Annotated in this window: 14 protein-coding genes; 9 read left to right on the top strand and 5 right to left on the bottom strand. The window is 65.5% G+C overall.

Annotated features, from left to right (window positions below; genetic code table 11):
• Positions 1-202: type II CAAX prenyl endopeptidase Rce1 family protein (locus tag RMO89_RS13240; RefSeq protein WP_310533651.1), on the top strand; the 202-nt coding region annotated here is incomplete at its 5' end.
• A 6-nt stretch (positions 203-208) separates the two neighbouring features.
• Here the strand turns inward: RMO89_RS13240 and RMO89_RS13235 are convergent.
• Together RMO89_RS13235 and RMO89_RS13230 are read right to left on the bottom strand one after the other, a co-directional pair.
• Positions 209-445: a DUF2312 domain-containing protein gene (locus RMO89_RS13235; protein WP_310533650.1), complete on the bottom strand. Its 237-nt coding sequence runs from the start codon at positions 443-445 to the stop codon at positions 209-211.
• Positions 446-680: 235 nt separating this feature from the next.
• A complete protein-coding gene (locus RMO89_RS13230) occupies positions 681-1,016 on the bottom strand; it encodes a DUF1244 domain-containing protein (protein WP_310533649.1) in 336 nt (111 codons plus the stop codon).
• Between the two features lie 67 nt (positions 1,017-1,083).
• On the opposite strand from RMO89_RS13230, the gene pyk reads away from it, so the two are divergent.
• Entirely contained in the window at positions 1,084-2,562 is a 1,479-nt protein-coding gene (gene pyk / locus RMO89_RS13225; protein WP_310533648.1) for a pyruvate kinase, read from the top strand.
• 124 nt (positions 2,563-2,686) lie between these two features.
• Positions 2,687-4,954 (top strand): TonB-dependent receptor domain-containing protein, encoded by a 2,268-nt coding sequence (locus RMO89_RS13220; protein ID WP_310533646.1) that lies wholly within the window; start codon positions 2,687-2,689, stop codon positions 4,952-4,954.
• 96 nt (positions 4,955-5,050) lie between these two features.
• Here the strand turns inward: RMO89_RS13220 and RMO89_RS13215 are convergent, their stop codons facing one another.
• Positions 5,051-5,710, bottom strand: a complete 660-nt coding sequence (locus RMO89_RS13215) for a YggS family pyridoxal phosphate-dependent enzyme (protein WP_310533644.1) — start codon at positions 5,708-5,710, stop codon at positions 5,051-5,053.
• Between RMO89_RS13215 and RMO89_RS13210 the strand changes: the two genes are divergently transcribed.
• The 5 genes from RMO89_RS13210 (at position 5,709) to ald (ending at position 12,020) form a co-directional block, all read left to right on the top strand.
• The gene (locus RMO89_RS13210; protein WP_310533643.1) at positions 5,709-6,266 is read left to right on the top strand and encodes a thiamine phosphate synthase; all 558 of its coding nucleotides are present in this window, start codon (positions 5,709-5,711) and stop codon (positions 6,264-6,266) included. The genes RMO89_RS13215 and RMO89_RS13210 overlap by 2 nt on opposite strands.
• A 110-nt stretch (positions 6,267-6,376) precedes the next feature.
• The gene (locus tag RMO89_RS13205) at positions 6,377-8,716 is read left to right on the top strand and encodes a DNA translocase FtsK 4TM domain-containing protein (RefSeq protein WP_310533655.1); all 2,340 of its coding nucleotides are present in this window, start codon (positions 6,377-6,379) and stop codon (positions 8,714-8,716) included.
• Positions 8,717-8,893: 177 nt separating this feature from the next.
• A complete protein-coding gene (locus tag RMO89_RS13200) occupies positions 8,894-10,075 on the top strand; it encodes an NAD(P)/FAD-dependent oxidoreductase (protein ID WP_310533642.1) in 1,182 nt (393 codons plus the stop codon).
• A gap of 9 nt (positions 10,076-10,084) precedes the next feature.
• Positions 10,085-10,660 carry a hypothetical protein gene (locus tag RMO89_RS13195; RefSeq protein ID WP_310533641.1) on the top strand — a complete coding sequence of 192 codons (576 nt, stop codon included), beginning with the start codon at positions 10,085-10,087 and terminating at the stop codon, positions 10,658-10,660.
• Positions 10,661-10,892: 232 nt separating this feature from the next.
• Positions 10,893-12,020, top strand: coding sequence for an alanine dehydrogenase (gene ald / locus RMO89_RS13190; RefSeq protein ID WP_310533640.1), 1,128 nt, complete (start codon positions 10,893-10,895; stop codon positions 12,018-12,020).
• A gap of 76 nt (positions 12,021-12,096) precedes the next feature.
• On the opposite strand, the gene RMO89_RS13185 is transcribed toward ald, so the two are convergent.
• Positions 12,097-12,501: an acyl-CoA thioesterase gene (locus tag RMO89_RS13185; RefSeq protein ID WP_310533639.1), complete on the bottom strand. Its 405-nt coding sequence runs from the start codon at positions 12,499-12,501 to the stop codon at positions 12,097-12,099.
• Positions 12,498-14,588, bottom strand: a complete 2,091-nt coding sequence (locus RMO89_RS13180) for a S9 family peptidase (protein ID WP_310533638.1) — start codon at positions 14,586-14,588, stop codon at positions 12,498-12,500. The genes RMO89_RS13185 and RMO89_RS13180 overlap by 4 nt, the downstream gene beginning before the upstream one ends.
• Before the next feature lie 28 nt (positions 14,589-14,616).
• Between RMO89_RS13180 and RMO89_RS13175 the strand changes: the two genes are divergently transcribed.
• Positions 14,617-16,431, top strand: coding sequence for an aminopeptidase P family protein (locus tag RMO89_RS13175; protein ID WP_310533636.1), 1,815 nt, complete (start codon positions 14,617-14,619; stop codon positions 16,429-16,431).
• The last annotated feature ends 10 nt before the right edge of the window (positions 16,432-16,441 follow it).

Raw genomic sequence — 16,441 nt, 5'->3', positions numbered from 1 at the left:
GCTGACCGCGCTGACTTTCGGCCTTGTCCACTTGTCGAACTATCCCTCGCCGGGATTGCTCGCCCTGCCGCTGGTCCTGCCGCAAGTCTGGGCGGGACTGGTCTTCGGCTTCATGCGCATGCGGCTGGGCCTTGCCGCTTCGATGCTGGCCCACGCCGGCGCGAATCTGCTTGCGATTGCGCCGACGATGTTGGGCTTCTGAGGCGGATCAGCCGAGGCCGAGAGCGGCCTTATACGTATCAAGCAGCATTTCCATTTCGCTGCGATCGTCGGGCTTCATCTTCCGCAGGCGGACGATCTGGCGCATGATCTTGGCGTCATAACCAACAGCCTTGGCTTCGGCATAGACGTCGCGGATGTCGTCGGCGATGCCCTTCTTCTCTTCCTCGAGCCGCTCGACGCGTTCGATCAGCAGGCGCAGGCGGTCGTCGGTGTTTTCGGCCATGGGGGAATCTCCGGGTGATAGTGAATCGCTTGCGAGGGCCGATAGCGAGGGCGAGAGATTCGGGCAAAGACGCGGCTGTGGAAAGATCAGTTCCTCTCCAGATTTGCGGAGCACATCTGGGGAGGTGGATCGTCCAACGGACGAGACGGAGGGGTTTCCGAACTGGCCTTGATACCCCTCCGTCAGCGCTCCGCGCTGCCACCTCCCCATTTGCACTTCGTGAAAATGGGGAGGATCAATGATTCCCGCCGTTCAGTTTCAAACTCTCCGCCATGCGCGCCATCTGCTCGGGCGTGGCCTCGGTCTGGAAGCGTTCCTTCCATTCGCCCGCCGGCATCCCGTGAATCACCTCACGCGCCTGCGCCTTGTCCATCCCGGCTCCGGCATCGTTGATCCAGTCGGCGAGGCAGTTGCGGCAGAACCCCGCCAGCCCCATCAGGTCGATGTTCTGCGCATCGTGCCGCACGCGCAAATGGCGCACGAGCCGGCGGAAGGCCTGCGCGGCGACCGCGTCGTCCAGCGCTTCGAGCGGATCGTTTCCATCGGAAATGGTGTCTTCGGTGCAACTCATGGGGCATTCGTCCTTGGGTTTTCGCGCCATCTTTGCCATAGGGCGCGGCAGAACAGGAAGGGTTATCGTGGCAAAAACCGAGCAAATCGACCATCGCGGACGCAAGGTGAAGATCCTGGCCACGCTTGGCCCCGCCAGCCGCTCGCCCGAAATGATCGCGCGGTTGCTGCGCGCCGGGGTCGATGCCTTCCGCGTCAACATGAGCCACGGCGATCACCCGACCCACGCCGAGACGATCGCCAATATCCGCGCGGCGGAAAAGGACTTCGGCCGGCCGATCGCGGTGCTGTGCGATCTGCAGGGGCCGAAACTGCGTGTCGGCCAGTTCAAGGACGGGCGCACCGTCATCCGCCACGGCAGCCACTTCACGCTTGACCGCAATCCTGAGCTTGGCGACGAAAACCGCGTCTGCCTGCCGCATCCGGAACTGTTCGCCGTGCTGGAAAAAGGCCAGCGCCTGCTGGTCGACGACGGCAAGATCCGCCTGCGCGTGATCCGCGCCGGGGCGGACGAAATTCTCTGCACGGCGGAAGTCGGCGGCGTCATTTCGGACCGCAAGGGCGTCAACGTTCCCGATGCCGTGGTGCCGATCCCGGCGCTGACGCCCAAGGACCGGCGCGATCTGGCCTTTGCGGTCGAACACGGGGCGGACTGGATCGCCTTGTCCTTCGTCCAGCGGCCCGAAGACGTGGCCGAGGCGCGGCAATTGATGGGCGGCATGCAAGCCTCCGGCGCTTCGCTGATGGCGAAGATCGAAAAGCCCGCCGCGATTGACCGGCTGGCCGAGATCATCGAGCTGTCCGACGGCATCATGGTGGCGCGCGGCGATCTTGGCGTCGAGCTCAACCCCGAGGAAGTGCCGCCGCTGCAGAAGCGCATCGTCGAAACCACGCGCCGTTCGGGCAAGCCGGTGGTCGTGGCGACGCAGATGCTGGAATCGATGATCGAAAGCCCGGCACCGACCCGCGCCGAAGTGTCCGACGTGGCCAATGCAATCTATGACGGGGCCGATGCGGTCATGCTCTCGGCCGAGACCGCTGCCGGCGCCTGGCCGGAAGAAGCCGTGACGATCATGGACCGCATCGCCAAGCAGGTGGAACGCGATCCCGGCTATGCCGCGCGGGTCCACTTCGCCGAAATGCGCCCTGATGCGACTACCGCCAACGCGCTCGCTCGCGCATCGGCGCAGATCACCGAGACGGTGGCGATTTCGGGCATAATCATCTTCACCGGATCGGGCAGCACCGCGCGCCGCGTGGCGCGCGAGCGGCCCAACGTGCCGATGCTGGTGCTTACCCCCAGCCCCAAGATCGCGCGCAAGCTGGCTTTGCTGTGGGGCGCGCATGCCGTCCATACGAAGGACATCGGCTCGTTTGAGGAGATGATCGCCAAGGGCAAGCGCATGGCGCTGCGCCACGGATTCGGCACGGCGGGATCGAAGCTGATTACGCTGGCAGGCGTGCCTTTCGGTACGCCCGGATCGACCAACCTGCTCCATGTGGTAACGCTGACGGGTGACGAACTGAAACGCCACAGCGGCGATTGACGCTACGGAAAGCTTGCATGCGTAATATTTGTTGCAATTGCGAACAGGCTCGTTAGAGGGCGCGGCAAATGATTTTAATCGATCGATTAAATTCGCCACAAGACTGTCGCAGGGAGCAATAACAATGCGGGGCACGGGGAAAACGCCGTCAAAGATCACACTGCTGCTGGGCAGCGCGCTGTGCGCCATGGCGGCACCGGCCTGGGCTGACGAGGCAGAGACCACTGACGAAGTGGTGATCGTGGTCAAGGGACAGCCCGCTGGCGAAAGTGTCCAGACCTATGCCGGCAGTGTGGCCGCCCTTTCCGCGTCGAACCTCGAAGCGCGCCAGTTCACGACGATCTCCTCGCTGACCCAGGCCTTCGCCAATGTCTCGCTCGACGAGATCGGCACCTTCAAGGGCGTGGCCAACTTCGCGATCCGCGGGCTGGGCGTGAACAGCTCGATCCCCTCGATCGACCCGGCGGTCGGGCTTTATGTTGACGGCGTCTATATGGGCGTCAACGCCGGCAGCGTGTTTGACGCGCTCGACGTCAGCCGCATCGACGTGCTGCGCGGGCCGCAGGGCGTGGTTTTTGGTCGCAATACCACCGGCGGCGCAGTGCTGGTGCAGACCGCCGATCCCGACTTCGATGGCTGGAGCGGACAGGCCCGCGTCGGCTTCGAAGGCCCGATCGATAGCGGACGCGGTTCGCCGCTCGGCACGGCGCGGCTGGTGGTTTCAGGGCCGGTCAGCGATACTCTCGCGGTACGGCTCGGCGCGCTGCACACCACCGACGGCGGTTATTTCCGCAACGGGCTGACGGGTGCACCGGTCGGCGGCTATGACAACACCGTGCTGCGGGCGGGCCTTGCATGGGAACCTACAGGGTTTTTCAAGGTCACGATCAAGGGCGAATGGAACCGCAGCGACGGTGATGGCGCGCCGACGCACAACAATGGCCAGAACGCACGCGACAGTTTCAATCTGTCGATCAACGAGCCGGGCTACCACCACTCGCGCAGCAAGTTCGTCTCGGCCCGCGCCGAATACGATGCTGGCGGCGGCGTGCTGACCAATGTCTTCGGCTGGCGCAAATATGACCTGTCGACCCGCAACGACATCGATTCGTCGCCGGTCACGATTTTCCATTCGGATACGCGCACGCGGCAGGAGCAGGTGTCGAACGATCTCTATTACACGCAGAACTTCGGCGCGCTTGACCTCACGCTGGGCAGCTACCTCTTCCACCAGTCGGTCGGGTATGAGGAAGTGCGCTACCTCGCCGCCACCCAGTACGGCGGCGGGCGGATGAAGCACGATCAGGCCGAGGTTTACGGACAGGCTGCGGCTGAACTCGCCAAAGGTCTGAAGCTCACCGCCGGGCTGCGCTGGTCGCACGAAGCCAAGCAGGCTTTCGTGACTTACGTGCGCCCGCGCACCGCCTGTTCGGCGGTCGATGCGACCTGCCCGGTCAGCGGCACCAATTCACTCGCGCCGACCGAAAACAACGGCTTCACTCACAAGGCGAGCTGGAATTCGCTCAGCCCCAGTGTGCGGCTGGGCTGGGAGGCCGCTGAGGGCGCGTTCCTGTGGGGCGGCTGGTCACGCGGGCGGCGTTCGGGCGGTTACAACCTGCGCATTACCCAGCCTGCCGCCTTCGAACAGGTCGCCGCGACGCTCGGCTCGCCGGCCTATCAGCCCGAGCGGGTCGACAGCTTCGAACTGGGCGCGAAGTGGCAGACCGGCGATGGCCGGCTGGCCGTTCAGGCGACGCTGTTCCAGAGCGAAATCGCCAACATGCAGCGCGAGATCAACGTGCCATCGGCCACTTCGGGCCTTGCGCAATCGATCTTCAACACGGCCGACGCCCGCATTCGCGGCGGGGAGCTTGAAGTGACGGCGCGGCCCATCGAAGGCCTCAGCCTCACCGCATCGGTCGGCCATATCGACGCGCACTATACGGCGGTGAAGTTCGACATCAATTCGGACGGCACGATCAACGCGGCCGACCTCCTCGTCGATCTGCCGCGCGCCCCGCGCTGGACCTGGGGCCTTGGCGGATCGTACCGCGCCGGGATCGGCGGGACGGCTGCAATTACGCTGCGCGCCGATTTCCAGCACCGCTCGCGCTTTGCCTATACCGACAACAACTGGGGCTGGAATTCCGCCTCCGACCGGCTTGACGCCAGCGTCACGCTTGATCTGGGCGAACCGGCGATCCGGCTGACCGTGTTCGGTCGGAACCTGCTGGATCAGGTGCAGTTCGGCGGCGATACCCAGTTGCCGTTTGCCGGCGGGGCGTTCTCCGACGGCAACAACCGGCCCTATGATCCGCGTCCGGCGGCAGGCACCTTCTCGCCGCTGGCGAAGGGGCGCACGCTGGGGCTGGAAGCGGCGATGGACTTCTGAGAATTAGCTTCACCTTCGTCATTCCCGCCTGCGCGGGAAAGACGAAGTGAGGAGTTGATGGCCAGCGGTCCCGGGTCAAGCCCGGGACGACGGATGCTACCGCGCTCCGAACAACGCCGAGCCCACCCGCACGTGGGTGGCGCCCAGCATGATCGCGGTTTCGAAATCGTCGCTCATGCCCATGGACAGCCCGGTGAGGCCCTCGCTGGTCGCGATCTTGTCGAGCAGGGCGAAAAACGGCGCGGGTTCGGTGCCGAGCGGGGGTACACACATCAGCCCGGCGAGGGGCACTCCAGCGGCGCGAGCCTCGGCGATGAGCGCGGGGGTCTCGGCAATCGCGCAGCCGCCCTTCTGTCCTTCCGCGCCGATATTGACCTGGATGAAGCAGGGCACCTGCCGCCCGGCCTTGTCCATTGCGCGGGCCAGCGCGGTGACGAGGCTGGGCCGGTCGAGCGAATGGATGCAGTCGAACAGCGCCACGGCATCGTCGGCCTTGTTGGATTGCAGCTGGCCGACGAGGTGCAGTTCGATGCCCTCGTGCGCCTCGCGCAGCGCAGGCCATTTTTCGGCAGATTCCTGCACGCGGTTTTCGCCGAAGACGCGCTGGCCCGCCTTGATCAGGGGCACGATGGCCTCGGCGGGGTGAGTCTTGCTCACCGCGACAAGCGTGATGCTGTCGGCGCGGCGGTTGGCGAGGCGCGCGGCACGGTCGATGCGGGCGCGGATGTCGGCAAGAAGCTTGGCTGGATCGCTCATGGCGCGCTGCTATAGCGTGCGCGTGTCGAAGCGCTACCCATCCGTTCCTCGTCTGTGGTTGATCTCGGACGCGCGCAATGACGGCGCGTTGGAGGCAGCGCTGCGCCGCCTGCCGCGCGGCAGCGGGCTGGTGTTCCGCCATTACCACTTGGCCGAGCCGGAGCGACGGGCGCGCTTCCGCCAAGTCCAGCGGCTGGCGCGGCTGCGCGGGCATAGCGTCGTGCTTGCCGGGACCATGCGGCAGGCACGGCGCTGGGGGGCGGACGGGGCCTATGGCTCGGCCCGCCAGCTCGCCAAGGGAACGGCCGGATTGCGTCTCGCCACCGTCCATTCCTTGCGCGAACTGCGCCGCGCGGCCCGCGCCGATGCGGTCCTGCTTTCGCCCGTATTCGCCACGCGGAGCCACCCCGGCGCAGGCGCGCTCGGGCCGCTGCGCTTCCTGCTCATGGCGCAGAAATCGCGCATTCCGGTGCTTGCGCTCGGCGGAATGACGCCGCGCCGCGCCGCGCGGATGCCGCTGCACGGCTGGGCCGCCATCGACGGGTTGAGTCCCTGAGGCGACGAACCGAGTCGGCGCGGCAAAGCTTCAATTGACGCAGGACTCCCCCAGGGCGCATGATGCGCAGTCGAACAACCGGGGGTGAGCAGGAAATGGCGGTCCAGACCATGGGCACCGGCGTCGGATCGGCGCGCAGGCCGGCGGGCGGCAACTGGCGCGCAGTCATGCGCCGGTCAGTGCGCCGCGCCAGCGAGATGGGCGGCGCGCTCCTGCTGTGGGCGGCGATGCTGTTCCTCGCCATTGCGCTCGTCACCTATCACCAGACCGATGCCTCTTCCTCGACCGCAGCCGGTGGCGTGACGCTTAACTGGATGGGCGGCGCGGGCGCGTGGATTGCCGACCTTGCGCTCATGCTGTTCGGGCTGGTCAGCGCGCTGGTCCTGCCTCTGCTCCACGTTGCCGCGCGCAAGCTGTGGCGGCTGGCTGGTGATATCGAGGATGAGGCCCCCGCGCACCCGTGGTGGAATTCGCTGCTGGTGCTGTTTTTCGCCATGGTCCTGCTCGCGACGGCGCTGTCGCTGGTCTGGCCCGACACGGGCGACAATTTCCCCGCCTCGGTTGGCGGGCTGGCGGGTATCGTCGGCGAGAAGGCGATCCGCGGACTCTCCGCACTGCTGCCTGCAGGGCAGGGCTGGGCGATCTTTGCCCTGGGTCTGCTGACGCTGGTGGGCGGAGCAATTCTGGCGGGCCGGGTCTTCGCGATCGACTGGGCGGGCCTCTTCACCCTGCCGCGCGGCCTGCCGCAACTGCCGCGCATTACCGCCAATGAAGGCGAGGCGCTGACCCGCCCGCGCGCCGCGAAGAAGGAACGCGAAGCCGCGCAGGAGGCGATTGCCTCGGCCCCGCCGCGCCGCGCGCCCGAGATTTCGGACCCCAGCCGCACGGTCAAACCGGCGCAGCTTACCGCGCGCAGCCGGCAAGGTGATCTGTTCGACAATTACGAACTGCCGGGGCTCGACCTGCTCGAAGATCCCGCGCCGTCGACCGCGCCGAAGATGGACAAGCTGGCGCTCGAAAAGAACGCCCGCCTGCTCGAAACCGTGCTCGAGGATTTCAACGTCAAGGGCACGATCGACGCCGTCCGCATGGGGCCGGTGGTGACCATGTACGAGCTTGAGCCCGCACCGGGGATCAAGGCCAGCCGCGTGGTCGGCCTTGCCGATGACATCGCCCGCAACATGAGCGCGATCTCGGCGCGCGTTTCGCCGATCCCGGGTCGCACGGTGATGGGCATCGAATTGCCCAACGCGCACCGCCAGATGGTCAGCTTCAAGGAATTGGTCGCCTGCGAACAGTTCGCCGGGGCCAAGGGCATGTTGCCGATCATCCTGGGCAAGGACATTTCGGGCGAACCGATCGTCGCCGATCTTGCCACCATGCCGCACTTGCTGGTGGCCGGCACCACCGGTTCGGGCAAGTCGGTCGGCCTCAACGCCATCCTGCTGTCGCTGCTGTACCGGCTGACCCCGGCGCAGTGCCGCCTGATCCTGATCGATCCCAAGGTGCTCGAACTGTCGGTCTACGACAATATCCCACACCTGCTGTCGCCCGTGGTGACCGAGCCAGCCAAGGCCGTGCGCGCGCTGAAATGGGCGGTCGAGGAAATGGAGCGTCGCTATCGCCAGATGAGCGAAATCGGCGTGCGCAACCTGACCGGCTTCAACGAAAAGGTCACGACCGCGATTGCCAAGGGCAAGCCGCTGGGCAAGCGCATTGCCATCGGCTTCGATCCGGAAACCGGCGAGGAAGTCTACGAAGACCAGCAGTACGACTACAAGGTGCTGCCGCAGATCGTGGTCATCGTTGACGAACTGGCCGACCTGATGGTCACGGTCGGCAAGGAAGTCGAAGTGCTGATCCAGCGGCTTTCGCAGAAGAGCCGGGCTGCCGGTATCCACCTGATCATGGCCACGCAGCGGCCTTCTGTCGACGTCATCACCGGCGTGATCAAGGCGAACCTGCCGACCCGTATTTCCTTTGCCGTGACCAGCCGCATCGACAGCCGCACCATTCTGGGCGAACAGGGCGCGGAGCAACTGCTCGGCAAGGGCGACATGCTCTACAAGCCGGCGACCCAGCCGCTGACCCGCGTCCATGGACCTTTCGTCTCGGACGATGAAGTGGCCGCCGTCGCCGAATTCTGGCGCGGGCAGGGTGAGCCGGAATATGTCGATTCGGTCACCGAGGAACCCGACGATGCGCCCTTCGGCTTCGATGATCTTGAAGGCGCGGGCGACAGTCCGGAAGACCGCAAGTACCGGCAGGTCTGCCAGCTGGTGTTCGAAAGCCAGAAGGCCTCGGCCAGCTGGATCCAGCGACAGATGGGCGTGGGTTACAACACCGCGTCGAAGTGGGTCGAGCGCATGGAGAAGGATGGCTTCCTCGGCCCGGCCAACCACGTCGGTCGCCGCGAAATCTACCGCGACAGTGATGGCAATCCGCTTTAGCGGGTGCCATCCGGGAAATCGAAATGCTTCACAGCCCCCGTCACCCCGGGCATGACCCGGGGTCCCGCTTTGCCTTTCGGGCGGTGCGGGAAAACGCGAGGTCCGGAAAGGCAGCGGGATCCCGGATCACGTCCGGGATGACGGGAGTTTATGTGTTGAATTCGGGCGGGCAAAAATTTGGCTGAATACGATGCCATTGTCCTCGGCGCAGGGGCCGCCGGGCTGTTCTGCGCCGCGCAGGCGGGGCAACGCGGCGCGCGGGTGCTGCTGCTCGATCATGCCGATGCGCCGGGGAAGAAGATCCTGATCTCGGGCGGCGGGCGGTGCAACTTCACCAACGTCAATACCGCCCCCGACCGGTTCCTTTCGGCCAACCCGCACTTCGCCAAGTCGGCGCTCAGCCGCTACACGCCGCAGGACTTCCTTGCGCTGGTGGAAAGCTACGGCGTGGCCTGGCACGAGAAGACGCTGGGGCAATTGTTCTGCGATTCCTCGGCGCGGCAGATCGTTGACTTGCTGCTGGAAGAGTGCGCGAAGGGCTGCGTGGACCTGCGTCTTGGTGTGACGACCGGCGCGGTCGAACACCGTGATGGCCGTTTCCATGTTGCGGGAGAGAGTGCACCCCGGCTGGTGATCGCCACCGGCGGGCCGTCGATCCCCAAGCTTGGCGCGACCGGCTTTGCCTACGATCTTGCCCGCCAGTTCGGGCTGAAAGTCGTGCAGCCGCGCCCGGCGCTGGTGCCGCTGACGCTGGCGGGTGAGGATGCCCTTTTTACCGAGCTTTCGGGCGTTTCTGCCGAAGTCACCGCGAAGTGCGGGAAGACGCGTTTCCGCGAGGCGGCGCTGTTCACCCATCGTGGGCTGTCCGGCCCGGCGATCCTGCAGGTTTCCTCCTACTGGCAGCGCGGCGATGAAGTCGGGATCGATTTCCTGCCCGACCAGCCGGGGGACTGGCTTATCGAAGCGAAGCAGCAGCGGCCCCGTAGCGGCCTTGCCAAAGTGCTTGGCGAGACGCTGTCCGAACGCCTCGCCCAGCGGCTGACCGAACGGCTCGGACTGACCGGCGAACTCATCAACCAGACCGACAAGGCCTTGCGCGCGGCGCAGGCGCGGCTGGCGGACTGGCGCTTTCTGCCCAACGGCAGCGAGGGCTTTGCCAAGGCCGAGGTTACCGCCGGCGGCATTTCCACCGCCGACCTGTCATCCCAGACGATGGAGGCGCGGCGGGTTCCGGGGCTCTATGCCATCGGCGAAGCGGTCGATGTCACGGGCTGGCTCGGCGGCTACAATTTCCAGTGGGCCTGGGCGAGCGCCCATGCCGCCGCGCTGGCAATTGCGGACGGCGCGCGAGCGGATTAGCCAGCGGGGATGTCCGACCGCCCCGACAATGCCGAATCCGCGCTCATCGTGGCGGGTCGCGCCTGCGGGTCTTGCACGCTGTGCTGTAAAGTCATGGAGATCGGCGAACTCGGCAAGGCGGCGGGGCAGTGGTGCCCGCATGTCCTGACCGGCAAGGGCTGTTCGATCTATGCCGAGCGGCCGCATTCCTGCTCCGCCTTTGGCTGCGGCTGGTTGCACTGGAAGGAAGCGGGCGATCATTGGCTTCCGGCCAAGGCGAAGATGGTGATCGTCGCGCAGGACCGGACGCGGCTGGTCGTCCATGTCGATCCGGCGACGCCCAACGTGTGGAAGGCGGCGCCGTTCTATCCCGACCTGAAGCGCTGGGCGCGCAATCCGGCGCGCTATGGCTTTCGGCAGGTACTGGTCGCAGTGGGCCGGCGGATGATCGCCGTGCTGCCTGATCGTGAACTCGATCTTGGCGAAGTGCCCGAAGAGGCGATCATCGCCACGCTGGAGCTGGGTGGCGGGCGCTTTTCGGCGCGGGTCATCATGCCGGATGATCCGCAGTTCGCGGCGCTGAAGGGCACCGGTGATCGGCGCTGAACCCTTTACCTTTCCTGCGCCCTTCCTGCGCCTTTCCTACAGCGTCGGGACCTGTCATTCTGCCGCCCAGACCATTCCTCCGAAAGCCGCGCCCACCAGCGCGGCTTTCTTGCCATCAGGGCCATGCCTCATGAACGTTTTCACTCCGGCTTTCGCACGTGTTTCATCAACTAAACCCCCGGTTGCGCCGGTCCAGTTTCATCTGTAACGAATTTCGCGAAGGAGACTCCCCATGCGCGTTGGTACTGTCCGCGAAATCAAGAACCACGAATACCGGGTTGGCCTGACGCCCGAATCGGCACGCGAACTGGTCTTGCACGGCCACGAAGTATGGGTCGAAACCGGCGCTGGCCTCGGCATCGGCGCGAGCGACGGCGACTATGCGGCGAGCGGTGCCTTCATCCAGCCCGATGCCAAGACGGTGTTCGATGGCTGCGAAATGATCGTCAAGGTCAAGGAACCCCAGCCTGCCGAACGGGCCATGCTGCGGCAGGGGCAGGTGCTCTATACCTATCTCCACCTCGCGCCCGATCCGGAGCAGACCGCCGATCTCGTCAAGTCGGGCGTCACCGCGATTGCCTATGAAACCGTCACTGGCCCGGGCAATTCCTTGCCGCTGCTCAAGCCCATGAGCCAGGTCGCCGGCCGCATGTCGATCCAGGCCGGCGCGACCGCTTTGCAGAAGGCCACGGGAGGCCGCGGCGTGTTGCTCGGCGGCGTTCCCGGCGTGCTGCCCGGCAAGGTGCTGATTATCGGCGGCGGAGTCGTCGGTTTCAACGCGGCGCAGATGGCGGTCGGCATGGGGGCGGATGTCACCATCCTCGACCGCGACCCCGAAGTTCTCGAACGGCTCGACAACCACTTCGAAGGCCGCGCCAAGACGCGCTTTTCCAACCATGCTGTGGTTCAGCAGATGGTCTGCGAGAGCGAACTGGTGATCGGTGCCGTGCTCGTCCCCGGGGCATCCGCCCCCCAGCTCGTCACGCGCGAAATGCTGTCCTGCATGAAGCCGGGCTCCGTGCTGGTCGACGTGGCGATCGATCAGGGCGGCTGCTTCGAAACCAGCCGGCCGACCACGCACGCCGATCCGATCTACGTGGTCGATGGCATCGTCCATTACTGCGTCGCGAACATGCCGGGGGCCGTGGCGCGCACCTCGACCTATGCGCTGAACAACGTCACCCTGCCGCATGCGCTGCGGATTGCCGACGCTGCCGACAACGGGGGCTGGAAGGAAGCTCTGAAGGCCAATCCGCACCTCGCGGCGGGCCTCAACGTGCACGAAGGCAAGGTGACCTACGAAGCCGTCGCGCGCGATCTGGGCTATGATTACACGCCGGTGAGCGAGGTTTTGGGGTGAATTGCTGAGTCCCCGCGAAGGCGGGGACCTCATGAGGTAGCGCGCAAAGGCCTGAGGTCCCCGCCTGCGCGGGGACTCAGTTTCCGAACGGCCCGAACGGCGCGGCAACTTCGGGCGGAACCCGGCACAGGCGGCCGGTTTCGCGGTCGATCATCGCCCAGGTTGAACGGGCAGCGACGATGACCTTGCCGGCGGAATTGCGGAACTCGACGCAGCGGTCGAACCGCGCGCCGGTGGGACCTTCGGGGATGAAAGTCTCGGCAGTGACGCTTTCGCCTTCGGAAATATTGCCGCGATAGTCGATCTCGTGCCGGGTCACGACCCAGACGTATTTCGCCTGATGCTCGGGCAGCGCTGCGCTTTCCCAGTGGGCGGTAGCCAGCGCCTCCATCCACTGCACCCAGACCGCATTATTGACGTGGCCCATCACGTCGATGTGCTCGGGCAGCGCGGTCAGGGTGAGGCTGTGGCGGTTGCTCATTTCTCGATACCAAGCTGCCACAGGATAAAGGCGAACTCCTCGGCGGTTTCCTTGAGGCTTTCGAAGCGCCCGGATTTGCCGCCGTGGCCCGCGCCCATGTTGGTCTTGAGGATCAGTTCGTTGGCGTCGGTCTTCATCTCGCGCAGCCGGGCAACCCATTTGGCGGGCTCCCAATAGGTCACGCGCGGATCGTTGAGCCCGGCGGTGACCATGATCGGGGGATAGGCCTGCGCCTTGACCTGATCGTAGGGGGAATAGGACCGGATCAACTCGAACGCCGCCTTGTCCTCGATCGGATTGCCCCACTCGGGCCATTCGCCCGGCGTCAGCGGCAGGTCTGCATCAAGCATGGTCGCCAGCACGTCAACGAAAGGCACGTGGGCGACAACCGCGCCCCACAGGCCGGGGTCGGAATTGGCCACCGCACCCATCAGTTCGCCGCCTGCCGATCCGCCGGAAATGCTGATCCGGCCGGCCTTGGTATAGCTGCGCTCGATCAGCCCCTGTGCCGCGTCGACGAAGTCGGTGAAGGTGTTGTTCCTTCGCTCCAGCTTGCCCGCCTTGTACCAGGCGCGGCCCATGTCATCCCCGCCGCGGATGTGAGCGATGACATAGGCAAAGCCGCGATCGACCAACGACAAGCGGCTCGTTGAGAAGCCCGGATCGATGGAAATGCCGTAAGCGCCGTAGCCGTAGAGGTGCAGCGGGCCTGCCCCATTTTCCGACAGCTCTTGGCGGTCCTTGCGGCTGACCACCGAGACCGGAATCAGCGTGCCATCGCGCGCCGGGATTTCCAGCCGTTCGGTGACGTAGAGCGAGGCGTCATAGCCGCTCGGGATTTCCTGCACCTTGAGCGGGGTCAGGCTGCGCGTGGCGACATCGTAGTCATAGATGGTCGAGGGGCTGACCATCGATTCATAACCCACGCGCAGCACATCCATCGCCCATTCGGGATTGTCGCCAAGACCGGCGGAATAGCTCGCCTCGGGGAACTCGATCGCCTCGATCCGCGCCGGGTCGTCGTAATAGCGTACCTCGATCCGGTCGAGCCCGCGCACCCGGCCTTCGGTGACGTAGAAGTCGCGGAACAGGTCGACGCCGGTGAGGTAGAACGCATCGGTCCCTTCGATCAGCGTGGTCCATTCGCCCGGCGCGGACAGCGGCGCGGTGGCGAGGCGGAAGTTCTCGTGCGTGTCGTTGGTGTGGATGAACAGCGTGTCGCCGTGCAGGTCGACATCGTATTCGACCCCCTTGGCGCGCGCCTGGACGAGGATCTGGTCGCCCAGCGGATCGGCGGCGGCGATCAGGCGCACTTCGCTGGTTTCGTGGTCGCTGGCCGAGATCACCAGCCATTCCTCGTTCGCCGTGAGCGAGCAGCCGACGCGGAAACCGTCGTCATCTTCGTGGTACAGCTCGACGTCGCTTTCCAGCGGCTGGCCGAGCCAGTGCAGGCGGGCATTGTCGGTGCGCCATTGTTCGTTGGCGAGCGAGTAGACGACACCCTTGTCGTCCGCCACCCAGACCAGCGCGGAGAGCGTGCCGGGGATTTCGTCAGGCAGCATCTCGCCGGTGCTGAGGTCCTTGATCCGCGCGGTGAATCGCTCTGAGCCGTTGTCATCGATGGCATAGGCGAGCAGCCGTCCGTCGTGGCTGACTGACAGCGCGCCGAGGCGGAAGTATTCCTTGCCCTCGGCCAGCGCCACCTCGTCGAGGATCAGTTCGTCGGCGCTCTTGTCGTCCTTGGCGCCCACCGGCCGGCGCCACCACTTCTTGTATTCCGCGCCTTCCTCGAACTCGATCCAGTAAAGGAAATCGCCGTCCTTCTGCGGCACCGATGTGTCGGCTTCCTTGATCCGCCCGCGCATTTCCTTGAACAGCGTGTCGATCAGCGGCTTGCGATCTGCCATGCGGCTTTCGAACCAGGCGTTCTCGGCCTCGAGGTGGGCGAGTACTGCTTTGTCGGTCACCTCGGGATACTTGGGGTCGCGCAGCCAGGCGTAGTCATCGGAGACGGTGATGCCGTGATGGGTGAACTGGTGCGGCTGCTTTGCGGCGATGGGGGGTGTGGTAACTGTCATCGCCTGCATCTATGGTGCGGGCAGAAGGACTGCAACCATGCTGATGAACACACACGAGGCGCGGCTGAAAGCACTGCGCGAAGAATTGACCGCCCGCGGCCTCGACGGTTTCGTCGTGCCGATTTCCGATGAACACATGAGCGAATATGTCGGCGCCTATGCCCAGCGGCTGGAATGGCTGACCGGCTTCGGCGGATCGGCCGGCAGCGCAGTGGTGCTCAAGGACCGGGCAGCGATGTTCGTGGACGGGCGCTACACGCTGCAAGTGCGCGAACAGGTCGATGGCCGGTTCTATGAATATGAATCGGTGCCGCAGACCAGCGTTGCCAAGTGGCTGGGCGCTACTGCTCCCGAGGGCGCGAAGATCGGCTTCGATCCGTGGCTGCATGGCAAGCCTTGGGTGGATGCAGCAGCGAAAGCACTTGCCGAGCGCGGCGCGAGTCTTGTGCCGGTGGACGGCAATCCGATCGACGCGGTGTGGAATGACAGGCCTGCGCCTTCGGATGCCCCCGCTCTGGTCCATGCCAACGCCTATGCCGGTGAAGCCAGCGAGGCCAAGCGCGCCGCCGTGGCCGAATGGCTGGGCGAGCAGAAGCTCGACGCGGCGGTGATCTCGGCGCTCGATTCGATCGCCTGGCTTCTCAACCTGCGCGGCGCGGATGTGGAGCGCACGCCGGTGGCGCTGTCCTTCGTGATTGCCCATGCCGATGGTACGGCAGAGCTGTTCATCGCCGAGGAAAAGGTCACGCCAGAGCTGCGCCAGCACCTCGGCAATGCCGTGACCATCCGCCCGCGCGGCGCCTTCGTGCCGGGGCTGGAAGGCCTCAAGGGCAAGCGAGTTGCGGTCGATCCGGAGCGGTCTGTGCAAGCCGTGTTCGGCGCGCTGGCGGGTGCCGGGGCAGAGATCGTCGAGCTGCGCGATCCCACGGTGCTGCCCAAGGCGGTGAAGAATCCGGTCGAACAGGCCGGCCACCGCTCGGCGCAGGCGCGTGATGGCGCGGCGGTGAGCAAGTTCCTCCACTGGCTGTCGGTCCATGCGCCAAAGGGCGGTGAAACCGAGCTTTCGGCGGCGGCCAAGCTCCAGCAATTCCGCGAGGAAAGCCCGCTGCTGCGCGACCTGTCGTTCGATACGATCTCCGCCGCCGGACCCAATGCGGCCAGCCCGCATTACCGGGTGAACGAGGAATCAAACCTGCGGATCGAGCCGGGTTCGATCTATCTCGTCGATTCGGGCGGCCAGTATCTCGACGGCACCACCGACATCACCCGCACCGTCTGGGTCGGTCCAGGCGAGCCCGCGGCCGAGCACAAGGATCGCTATACCCGCGTGCTCAAGGGCCACATCGCGCTCGCGCTGGCGGTCTTCCCCAAGGGCACCGCAGGCAGCCAGCTTGACGTGCTGGCGCGCCAGTTCCTGTGGTCGGCGGGGGTCGATTATGCCCACGGCACCGGCCACGGCGTAGGCTCGTTCCTCTCGGTCCACGAAGGCCCGCAGCGCATCGCCAAGGGCGCAGGCGGGCAGGCTGGCACCGATCAGGAATTGCTCGCCGGCATGTTCCTCTCGAACGAGCCGGGCTATTACAAGACCGGTGCTTTCGGCATCCGGATCGAGAACCTCGTGCTGGTCGAACCGCGCAGGATTGATGGTGCGGAAGGTGACTACTTCGGCTTCGAGACGCTGACTTTCGTGCCGATCGATCGCACGCTGGTCGATACCGCGCTGCTGACGCGCGAGGAACTGCGCTGGTGGGATGGCTATCACGCGCGGGTGCTTGAGATCGTCGGACCGCAGCTTGAAGGCGCGGCGCTCGACTGGCTGAAAGATCAATGCGCGCCGCTGTCGCGCGGGTGAGGAGAAACCG

This window comes from Novosphingobium sp., from assembly GCF_031424035.1.
GTDB lineage: Bacteria > Pseudomonadota > Alphaproteobacteria > Sphingomonadales > Sphingomonadaceae > Novosphingobium.
Note: the sequence above shows the minus strand (reverse complement) of the source record. Positions and strands in the feature narration are given on the sequence as shown.

Coding starts and splice junctions, on each gene's coding strand:
- RMO89_RS13235 (WP_310533650.1), bottom strand. CDS start 445: ATGGCCGAAAACACCGACGACCGCCTGCGCCTGCTGATCGAACGCGTC.
- RMO89_RS13215 (WP_310533644.1), bottom strand. CDS start 5,710: ATGAGCGATCCAGCCAAGCTTCTTGCCGACATCCGCGCCCGCATCGAC.
- RMO89_RS13195 (WP_310533641.1), top strand. CDS start 10,085: ATGTCCGACCGCCCCGACAATGCCGAATCCGCGCTCATCGTGGCGGGT.
- RMO89_RS13230 (WP_310533649.1), bottom strand. CDS start 1,016: ATGAGTTGCACCGAAGACACCATTTCCGATGGAAACGATCCGCTCGAA.
- RMO89_RS13180 (WP_310533638.1), bottom strand. CDS start 14,588: ATGCAGGCGATGACAGTTACCACACCCCCCATCGCCGCAAAGCAGCCG.
- RMO89_RS13220 (WP_310533646.1), top strand. CDS start 2,687: ATGCGGGGCACGGGGAAAACGCCGTCAAAGATCACACTGCTGCTGGGC.
- ald (WP_310533640.1), top strand. CDS start 10,893: ATGCGCGTTGGTACTGTCCGCGAAATCAAGAACCACGAATACCGGGTT.
- RMO89_RS13205 (WP_310533655.1), top strand. CDS start 6,377: ATGGGCACCGGCGTCGGATCGGCGCGCAGGCCGGCGGGCGGCAACTGG.
- RMO89_RS13210 (WP_310533643.1), top strand. CDS start 5,709: ATGGCGCGCTGCTATAGCGTGCGCGTGTCGAAGCGCTACCCATCCGTT.
- RMO89_RS13185 (WP_310533639.1), bottom strand. CDS start 12,501: ATGAGCAACCGCCACAGCCTCACCCTGACCGCGCTGCCCGAGCACATC.
- RMO89_RS13175 (WP_310533636.1), top strand. CDS start 14,617: ATGCTGATGAACACACACGAGGCGCGGCTGAAAGCACTGCGCGAAGAA.